Origin of the sequence: Streptococcus sp. VTCC 12905 (assembly GCF_049893385.1) — a bacterium.
GTDB classification, from domain to species: domain Bacteria; phylum Bacillota; class Bacilli; order Lactobacillales; family Streptococcaceae; genus Streptococcus; species Streptococcus suis_AA.
The window spans coordinates 1-9794 of record NZ_JBMVJC010000048.1; the positions used below are offsets into that span (position 1 = coordinate 1).

Consider the following 9794-nt stretch of genomic DNA (forward strand, 5'->3'; position numbering starts at 1 on the left):
TCCTCCAGTTTGTTTTTTATAACAGTATACTGGAGGAAGGAGTGATTGGATAGATACCTTGTTATGGGGCGCTTACACAGCGTCTGGTTTTGATCTTCGAAGAGTATAAGTGTAACAAATGACCCCTGACGGTTCACTATCGTCAGGGGCTATTCGTTTATTTCCAAAAGTCATCAAAAATAGTAATTGGCAAGTGGCGCTTATGAGCTGTCTTATTCCACCAGCCTTCGATAATGGTTTGCGCTTGAGCATCAATGGTTTTTCCCTCAAGGAAATCATCAATTTGATTGTATGTGACACCAAGTGCGACCTCGTCAGCAAGGCCTGGTTTGTTTTCCTCCAAGTCAGCAGTAGGAACTTTGAGGTAGAGTTTTTCATCAGCCCCCAATTCAGCGAGCAGTTGCTTGCCTTGGCGTTTGTTTAGGCGGTAGAGGGGGAGGATGTCTGCACCGCCATCACCGTACTTGGTGAAGAAGCCAGTAATGTTTTCAGCCGCATGGTCGGTACCAATGACAGCTCCCTTGCGTTCACCAGCGATCGCATATTGGGCAATCATGCGCATGCGAGCTTTAACATTTCCCTTATTAAAATCAGACATTTCTAGTCCATTTGCATTGACTGCAGCTACCATTGCATCTGTTGATTCCTTGATGTTGATGGTTAGGCTGACATCTGGTTTGATAAAAGATAGTGCTGCTTGGGCGTCCGTCTCATCAGCTTGCACACCATAAGGTAGGCGGATAGCGATGAATTGGTAGCTATCGTCACCTGTTTCTGCGCGCATTTCTTCCATAGTCAGTTGAGCTAAGCGACCGGCCAAGGTTGAATCTTGTCCACCCGAGATTCCTAAAACATAGGTTTTTAAAAAAGGATGCTTTTTGAGGTAGTCTTTGAGAAAGTTGATGGAGCGACGAATTTCTTCTTTAGGGTCAATAGTAGGTTTAACGCCTAATTCATTGATGATTGTTTCTTGTAAAGTCATGAGTCAGTCCCCTTAAATCGCTTTTGCCTGGCTTTGTTGACGGATACTGTTGATGAGCTTCATCTTATTATCCCAAACGTCTTGAGCCAAGTCTACTGGATAGAGTTGTGGATTAAGTACGCGCTTGTACTCATCCCAGAGTTTATCAATTTCCTTGTTGGCGTAGTCTTGAATTTCTGCCAAACTTGGCAACTCGTAAACTTGTTTGCCATTCTCAAAAATAGGAACGAGAAGTGGACGTGCTTCAAAGTTTTCAATGGTTTTATTGATGTAGGTGTAGGTTGGATGGAACATGTAGATACTGTCTAGATGAGTGACATCTGTATCAGCGAAGGTAATGTAATCTCCTTCAGATTTCCCTTTTTCTTTAGAGGTGATTCGCCACACTTGTTTTTTACCTGGAGTAGATACTTTTTCAGCATTGGAAGACAACTTAATGGTATCGCGCATATTTCCGTTTTCGTCTTCAATGGATACAATCTTATAGACTGCTCCCAATGCTGGTTGATCATAAGCAGTGATGAGTTTTGTGCCCACACCCCAGACATCAATTTTTGCTTTTTGCATTTTTAGGTTCAAAATGGTATTTTCATCAAGATCATTGGAGGCATAAATTTTTGCATCTGTAAATCCAGCATCGTCTAATTGTTGACGAACTTTTTTAGAAATGTAAGCCATGTCCCCAGAGTCGATACGGACTCCTTTAAAGTTTATCTTGTCTCCCATCTCTTTTGCAACTCGGATGGCTGCTGGAACACCAACGCGTAGTGTATCATAGGTGTCTACTAAGAAGACACAGTCTTTATGTGTTTCCGCATAGGCTTTGAATGCTTTGTAATCATCACCATAGGTTTGAACCAAGGCATGAGCATGGGTACCAGCTACAGGTATGCCAAAGATTTTTCCTGCTCGAACATTGGAAGTCGCAGATGCTCCACCAATAAAGGCTGCCCGTGTACCCCAAATTGCAGCATCCATTTCTTGAGCACGACGGGTTCCAAATTCCATCAATGGCTCATCTTCAATAACTGCCTTGATACGACGAGCTTTTGTAGCAATGAGTGTTTGGTAGTTGACGATGTTTAACAAGGCTGTTTCAATCAATTGGCATTGTGCCAAAGGACCTTCGATTTGGAGAATAGGTTCGTTCGCATAAACCAAATCACCTTCTTTTGCAGATCGGACGGTTAAGGTCATTTCTAATTGAGCCAAATAATCTAGGAAATCTTGAGGATATCCCAATTCTGTTAGGTAGTCAATATCTGTTTGACTAAAACGAAGATTATTAAGGTAGTCCACCACGCGCTCCAAGCCTGCAAAGACCGCATAACCATTTTTAAAGGGTTGAGAACGGAAGTATACCTCGAAAACGGCATTTTTATTGTGAATATTTTGGTCAAAATAGACCTGCATCATATTGATTTGATAAAGGTCGGTGTGCAGTATCAAACTGTCATCCTGAAATAGTGTCATAAGATTTCTCCTCTTGCCTTCCTAAGTGAAGACGATTCAGTTACTATTGAAACTGAACGCTAATATGCCTACTATTATAACAAAAAAATCGAGAAAAACTCGATTTAGATGCACAGAATGACGAAAATACTCGCAAGAAAAAGGAATGGTATGTAAGGAATGGATCTTGGCTTGTATATTGTAAAGACGAATAAGCCTAAGAGTGAGCTGATTTGAATAATCCATAGGATTTCAGTCAAGCCACAAATTAGGGACAGACTAGCCAAATATAGAAAATCACCCGAACCGATATTGAGCTGCCATTTCTCTGTCAGAAAAGCCAAGGCTAAAAAGCAACAAAAGAGCCAGTTAAGCTGGGAGAGTAACAGAGCTACAAAAGTAAAAACGAGCCAGACGGCAAAAGGATATTCCTGATGCTTGATGTCGTAAATGGTCAAAACTAGCCCTGCAAGGATGAGTATGGTTTCAGTTAGGCTTAGGAGTTGAAAATGGCAGAGCAGGACAGTAAGACCAGTTAAGAATTCTAGTCCAGCATACCAATAGGGAATATTTACCTTGCAATAACGACATTTGGATGCGGTTGAAAGCTGAGAAAGAATGGGAATCAGGTCCCAAACCTTGAGTCGCTTCTTACAAGAACTACAATGACTAGATGGTCGGATAATGGATTGTTCAGGGAACCGGTCAATGACCAGTCCCAAAAAGGAGCCAATTGAAGCTCCGAGGAAAAATAGGATACAGATCTTCATACCTATTTATTCGTAATCAATTTGGAAAATGAAGAGAAAGTTACACCGTTTCAATGGTAATTTGGAGAATTCCATAGGTGATAAGAGAATTCCGTATTCTTTCTTTGGTCTTTCCTGCCAAAGCATGGTTAGTAAGTTTAACAGTCAGTGTAGCACAATGTTCATATCCATCCATTGTCCATACTTTAAGTTGAACGATGGATTCCACATTTGGTATAGACAACAACTCAAGAGCCAGTTCATCACTCTTTATTCCAGACGGAGTTTGTTCAAGAAAGATTTTCAGATTATTCCATGCCTTAGGGAGGGCCTGACTAAGGATAAATAGAGAAATAATGATTGAAAGCAGGGGATCAAGGAAGTACCAATCAGTGAATTGGAGAATAATGGAGACAAGAATGACCGCCAGCCATCCTAAAATATCTTCTAGAAAGTGCAAACTAAGAATGGATTCATTATGGCTATGGCCATTTTTTAAAATACGGGAAGCGGCGAAATTGATGATGATAGCGATCACTCCAAGTACTAGCATCCCATCTTGGTTGACAGGTTGGGGATGGAAAAGATTGGGAATGTTTTCCACAAGAATTAGGCTAGAACCGGTAATTAGAATGCTTGAGGTCAAGAGTGCTGCCAAAATATTCCATCTCTTGTAACCAAAGGGATAGGTGCTATCAGCTGGTTTATTTGCGAAGGTCTGCATCAATGCGGAGCTGCCAATGGCTAGAGCATCCCCAAAATCATGGACAGCATCTGCTAAAATGGCGCTGGAGTGAAAGAGTGCTCCAAAGATAAATTCAATGATAGAAAAAGAAAGATTCAGCAAAAAAGCAATGAAAGTATTTTTACTAGACGACATGACAAACCCTTTCTATGTTATACTGTTTATAGGTTCATTATGCAATTAAATGAGCCAAATAACTAGAAACAAGTAAAACATTTTGTTTGTTTTTGAACATAATGTTTGAAATGTACGAGAGATGGATAGACGAATTGCAAAAACACGAAAGGCGATTTTTCAGGCGTTTTTGAGCCTATTAAACGAAAAAGGGTACGATGACATGCGTGTGCAGGATGTCATTGATAAGGCAGATGTTGGCCGTTCTACTTTTTACGCCCATTATGCCAGTAAGGAAGCTCTTTTGGAAGAACTCTGTCATGACCTATTTCATCATTTGTTTACAGGTCGTGAAGATAGTGATGTAACAGTTTTGCTGGCGCATATTTTCAAACATTTTCGGACAAATCAAGACCGAGTAGCTAGCCTCTTGTTATCACGCAACACCTATTTTTTAAAGGAATTAGAGACAGAGCTCAAACATGATATTTATCCAAAAGTGATGGAAGATTACATGCAGGATAAACGGAGTCTTCCAGAGGACCTATTGCTGCATTTTGTTGTCACTACTTTTGTGGAAACCGTCAGCTGGTGGCTACAACAACGTAAAAAGGTAGATGAAGTGACCTTGACAACTTACTTTTTGGAATTATTAGCCTAAGGAGAAAATATGCTTAGACCATTACATATGGCACATGCCTTTTTAGATGAGATTTTAACAGACCAAGACCTTGCTGTCGATGGGACTATGGGAAATGGACATGACACTTTATTCTTAGCTCAGCGAGCAGGAAAGGTCGTGGCATTTGATATTCAGGAACAAGCCTTGAACACAACGGCTGAAAAACTAGAAAAAGCTGGCTTGACCAATGCCCAATTAGTTTTGACAGGACACGAAAGCCTAGATCAGTTTGTGGATCAATGTAAGGCAGCTATTTTTAATCTTGGCTACCTACCTTCAGCGGATAAGTCAGTCATTACCTTGCCTGAAACCACCCTTCAAGCCATCAAAAAAGTCCTAGATCGACTGGTTGTTGGTGGTCGTCTTGCTATCATGATTTATTATGGCCACGAGGGCGGAGCAGTAGAAAAGGATGCGGTCTTAGACTTTGTCAGTCAGCTGGACCAGACCGTCTTTACTGCCATGCTTTATAAACCGCTGAACCAAGTCAATACTCCACCGTTTTTGGTGATGATAGAACGTATCAACAACAATTAAGGAGGTGATTGTATTACAAGTTTTGTTCAAATCATTATATTTTTAATCCTATTAGTTATTTCCAATACCATTTATCGATTAAATCCCAAATTTCCACTTCCATTTATTCAAGTTTTATTGGGAGTTGGTGCAGGTCTACTATTTGGAGTCGGGAATCTCGCCCTAGATCCTTCATTGTTCCTTGCTTTAGTTATTGCTCCCTTAAACTTTAGAGAGGGTCAGCAAAGTAATGTCGACGACTTGATGGAAAATTGGAAAGTTATTGCCTTCCTAATTTTTCCGTTGGTCTTTTTAACAGCCTTGGGAATCGGAACTTTGGCTGGCTACTTATTACCAGTAGAGGTTCCTCTCTCTGCAAGTTTTGCCCTTGGGGCTGCACTTGCGCCTACTGATGCTGTAGCCTTTTTAGTGTTATCAAATCGCTTTGCTTTTCCAAAACGATTAGAAACCATTTTGACCCTAGAGGGCTTGCTGAATGATGCGAGTGGACTTGTTGTTTTTCAATTTGCTATTTTGGCTTTAACAACTGGTAGTTTTTCCTTCGTGAGCGCAGGTGCTCAGTTTGTATGGGCACTTGTCGGTGGAATGCTCGCAGGACTTTTTCTTGCTTTTGGTCATCGTGGTTTGGTTTCATTACTTGAAAAATTGGATGCAGCCGATATTCCTGGAGTTCTGTTGCTCGAACTTTCATTACCCTTACTGGCTTATTTTGTGGCTACCTATATCGGTGGTTCTGGAATTATTGCAGTGGTCATTGCAGGTCTGTTTCAATCGAAGCAGTTGAAAAAAATGACTTTGTTTGATGCGCGTGTAAATCGTGTGAACCAAATTGTTTGGGATACTCTAAATTTCTCATTGAATGGGTTGGTTTTTCTTGTTTTTGGGTACGAATTTACTCGAATCATTCAGCCTGCTTTGAGGAATCCATTGATTAGTAATGGTCACTTGTTAGGGATAGTTATTCTCTTAACCATTAGTCTGTTTCTGCTACGCTTTATTGGTTTACTCTGCTTGAATGCTTATCGAAAAGCAAGGTCTTCTAAGAGTGTTTATAGTGTGCATGAGCTGGGGATTCTAACATTTTCAGGGATAAAAGGGTCGGTCTCTATTGCTACGATTTTGTTGTTACCAGAATTTGATAGTTTGATTTACAGTCTGATTCTATTTACTGTCGGAATGGTGACCCTGTTGAGTTTTTTGGCGGGCTTAGTCGTTTTACCAAGGTTTGCAAAACAGAAGAACGAGTCTCCGATTTTAGAAGGTTCTGTCCGAATCTCTATTCTGCAAGTGGTGGTCAACGAATTGGAACTGGATATTGATGATGCCGCAAATCCAAATGGTATTTATGTTGTAATTGGTCAATATTATAGGCGGATAGAACATCTTCATCGTCAGCTGATGTCTGTAGACATGCGGAAAGAGGTGGCCAGTTTAAGGTTGAAATTGGTAGAAATTGAACAGAAGGGGTTAGAGACTGCATTTGCGAAAGAACACCTCAGTTTGTCTTCCTACCGTCACTATCAAAACTACTTAAGAACATTGGAACAGGATATTAATCGTGACCTGGTTCCAACCTTCAAATACTTATGGCTAATCAGTCGAAGGGTCATCAATAAGTGGTATCATGAATGGATTAGTATCGGAACTAGTTTAGGGAAAAGGAATCAGGATGCGACTGCTCAAAAGAATGAGTATGATCCAGCATTGTCTGAATTATTCTTGGCCAATACCGCAGAGATTATTCAATTTTTAGAGAAAAATCAGTTGAGGTTCTCTGCTGAATACATTCAGCAGCTAAAAGAATTCTACCTATACCAAGCTCAATTGATTCATGCAGGAATCAAGGTGGAAGATGTTATCGGACGGATGAAACCCGAAAGTTTAGATGATCTGTTACGAGGGTATTATTTAGAAAGAAAAGTGGTTGCAGAATATGAAAAGTATGGTCATTTATCACAAATGGCAGCCAAGCAAATGCGGCGCAATATTAACCAACTAGAAAGTTATGCGCTGACGGAGTTTGATTATTTTTAAATGTATGGATATTGAATCAGACACGAGCGGGTGATAAAATGATAAATAAGAGTATAAAAAAAGGCCTAGAACCTGTGAGTGAATTTCCAACATTCTAGGTCTTTTCTTATCTGATTCATTTGAATTGTACTAGTTAAGAATTGGCTTGATGAACAATCGCTCGTCTCCTAGTTCAATCAATTCAACTTGATTACCATAAAAATCACTGAGCAGGGCAGGAGTTAGAATTTCTTGTTTTGGTCCCTGTGCCAAGACTTTCCCTTCTTTTAGAAGGAGGACGTGAGTAAAGTTGTTTGTGATTTCTTCTGCGTGGTGGGTGACATAGATGATGGCAGGAGCATTTGGGAGTTGACAGATAGAATCGATATGATGAAGGAGGCGCTCGCGTGCCAATAGGTCAAGTCCAACGGTTGCTTCATCTAATATCAAAATAGCTGGATATTCCATGAGGCTACGGGCAATGAGCAAGAGTTGGCGTTCACCCTGTGAAAGGCTCGCATAAGTCCGACCAATTAGGTGACTAGCCTTAATAGACTTAAGCATAGTTTTTGCTTCGTCGAGCTCCGCTTGCCCATATTCACGATATAGGATGGAGGACTTATATTTACCTGTCAATACGATTTGTTCTGCAGTTAGGTCAATGGGAAATCGTTCTGCTAGAAAAGAACCGACAACACCAATTTTCGTACGAAGACTGGGTATGTCACCTTTACCAAATTCAACCCCTAATACTGTCAAATCACCAGAGGTTTTCCAAAATTCTGCCATTAGAATACGCAGGAGTGTTGACTTGCCAGCACCGTTGAGACCCAAAATTGCCCAACGTTCTCCTTGTTGAAATTCCCAGTTTATATCTTCTAAAATTATTTTACCCTGTCTCTTATAATAGACATGTTTCAATGAAAGAATCATTGCTTATCTCCTATTCCTTTTGATTATTGTATCATAAAACTGTCGGCAATTGAGAATTTTTAACAAGATATATGGTATATTTCAGATTTTATGGTATAATTGAAATGTTATAAATTTTATTATAGGAGAACATCATGGAAGACCCTGGTAGTCAGACCATCTATTTACAACTATCTATTTTATTCTTATTGACCTTGTTCAATGCCTTTTTCTCAGCATCTGAAATGGCTCTAGTTTCCCTTAATCGTTCGAGAGTTGAACAAAAAGCTGCAGAAGGGGAGAAGAAGTTTGTTCGTCTTTTGACGGTGTTAGAAAATCCAAACAATTTCTTATCTACGATTCAGGTCGGAATCACCTTTATTTCAATCCTTTCTGGTGCTAGCTTGGCCAATGATTTAGGGGCTGTGTTTGCAAAATGGATGGGAAATTCTGCGACAGCTCAGACAGCTGGTTACTGGCTAGCTCTGGCGATGCTGACATATGTATCAATTGTTCTTGGTGAATTGTATCCGAAGCGAATTGCCATGAATATGAAAGAAAACTTGGCAATTGTCACAGCACCAGTCATTATTTTTCTTGGAAAAATTGTAAGTCCTTTTGTCTGGTTGTTATCAGCTTCGACAAACTTGATTAGTCGTATTACGCCTATGAATTTCGATGATGCAGATGAGCAAATGACTCGAGATGAGATTGAGTATATTTTAACCAAGAGCGAACAAACTTTAGATGCTGAAGAAATCGAAATGCTTCAGGGAATATTCAATTTGGATGAAATGATGGCTCGTGAAGTCATGGTACCGCGTACAGATGCTTTCATGGTAAATATCGAAGATGATATTAACGTCATCATGCAAGAAATTATTCGCCAAAATTTTTCTCGAATACCTGTTTACGAAGGGGATAAAGACAATATCATTGGCCTCATTCATACCAAAAAAATTCTTGCTGAAAGTTTCAAAAATGGATTCGATCAGTTAAATATTCGCCGTATTATGCAGGAACCACTATTTGTTCCTGAGACGATTTTTGTGGATGATTTGCTGAAGTCTTTTCGAAATACTCAAAATCAAATGGCCATCTTACTAGATGAGTATGGTGGCGTATCAGGGATTGTTACCCTCGAAGACCTGCTTGAAGAAATTGTCGGGGAAATAGATGATGAAACTGACAAAACAGAAATCTTTGTGCGTGAAATTGCGGAGAATACGTTCATTGTCCAAGGCAGTATGACCTTGAATGATTTCAACGAGTACTTTGATTTGGATTTGAGTAGTGATGATGTTGATACCATTGCAGGATTTTACTTGACAGGGCTTGGAACCATTCCAAGTCAGGATGAAAAAGAAGCCTACGAATTAGACAACAATGGTTTCCACATTGTGATGGTCAATGACAAAGTGAAAAATGGCCGTGTAACAAAATTGAAAATTCTCATCACCCCACTTGATGATGAGAACGAAGAGAAGGACTAGTTTTGGTCTTTCTTTTTTTATTCTTTTCTAAGATCAACGTATGTGTCCTAAATTGGGAGAATTGAATAAATAACATTTAGAGAACGTAAAAAACGTTCTCTTTTGTTTTTGCTCA

At 39.9% G+C, this 9794-nt stretch carries 9 protein-coding genes; 4 read left to right on the top strand and 5 right to left on the bottom strand.

The features are described from left to right. Positions 1-157 precede the first annotated feature (157 nt). The 4 genes from nadE to ACPC58_RS11210 form a co-directional block, all read right to left on the bottom strand. Positions 158-982, bottom strand: coding sequence for an ammonia-dependent NAD(+) synthetase (gene nadE / locus ACPC58_RS11195; protein WP_217374765.1), 825 nt, complete (start codon positions 980-982; stop codon positions 158-160). A 12-nt stretch (positions 983-994) separates the two neighbouring features. Further along, entirely contained in the window at positions 995-2455 is a 1461-nt protein-coding gene (locus ACPC58_RS11200; RefSeq protein ID WP_217374766.1) for a nicotinate phosphoribosyltransferase, read from the bottom strand. A gap of 104 nt (positions 2456-2559) precedes the next feature. After that, a complete protein-coding gene (locus ACPC58_RS11205) occupies positions 2560-3204 on the bottom strand; it encodes a prepilin peptidase (protein ID WP_217374767.1) in 645 nt (214 codons plus the stop codon). A gap of 40 nt (positions 3205-3244) precedes the next feature. Further along, complete coding sequence (locus ACPC58_RS11210; protein ID WP_434066006.1) at positions 3245-4063, bottom strand: cation diffusion facilitator family transporter; 819 nt, start codon at positions 4061-4063, stop codon at positions 3245-3247. Positions 4064-4184: 121 nt separating this feature from the next. Between ACPC58_RS11210 and ACPC58_RS11215 the strand changes: the two genes are divergently transcribed. The 3 genes from ACPC58_RS11215 to ACPC58_RS11225 are packed head-to-tail and all read left to right on the top strand — an operon-like array spanning position 4185 to position 7295. After that, positions 4185-4703 (top strand): TetR/AcrR family transcriptional regulator, encoded by a 519-nt coding sequence (locus ACPC58_RS11215; RefSeq protein WP_130554719.1) that lies wholly within the window; start codon positions 4185-4187, stop codon positions 4701-4703. Positions 4704-4712: 9 nt separating this feature from the next. Further along, a complete protein-coding gene (locus ACPC58_RS11220) occupies positions 4713-5261 on the top strand; it encodes a tRNA (mnm(5)s(2)U34)-methyltransferase (protein ID WP_217374770.1) in 549 nt (182 codons plus the stop codon). Between the two features lie 57 nt (positions 5262-5318). After that, complete coding sequence (locus tag ACPC58_RS11225) at positions 5319-7295, top strand: cation:proton antiporter (RefSeq protein WP_434066009.1); 1977 nt, start codon at positions 5319-5321, stop codon at positions 7293-7295. A 129-nt stretch (positions 7296-7424) separates the two neighbouring features. On the opposite strand, the gene ACPC58_RS11230 is transcribed toward ACPC58_RS11225, so the two are convergent. Beyond that, positions 7425-8207: an ABC transporter ATP-binding protein gene (locus ACPC58_RS11230; protein ID WP_434066007.1), complete on the bottom strand. Its 783-nt coding sequence runs from the start codon at positions 8205-8207 to the stop codon at positions 7425-7427. A gap of 134 nt (positions 8208-8341) precedes the next feature. Here ACPC58_RS11230 and ACPC58_RS11235 point away from each other — a divergent pair, with 134 nt between their 5' ends. After that, the gene (locus ACPC58_RS11235) at positions 8342-9679 is read left to right on the top strand and encodes a hemolysin family protein (protein ID WP_434066008.1); all 1338 of its coding nucleotides are present in this window, start codon (positions 8342-8344) and stop codon (positions 9677-9679) included. Positions 9680-9794: the final 115 nt, after the last annotated feature.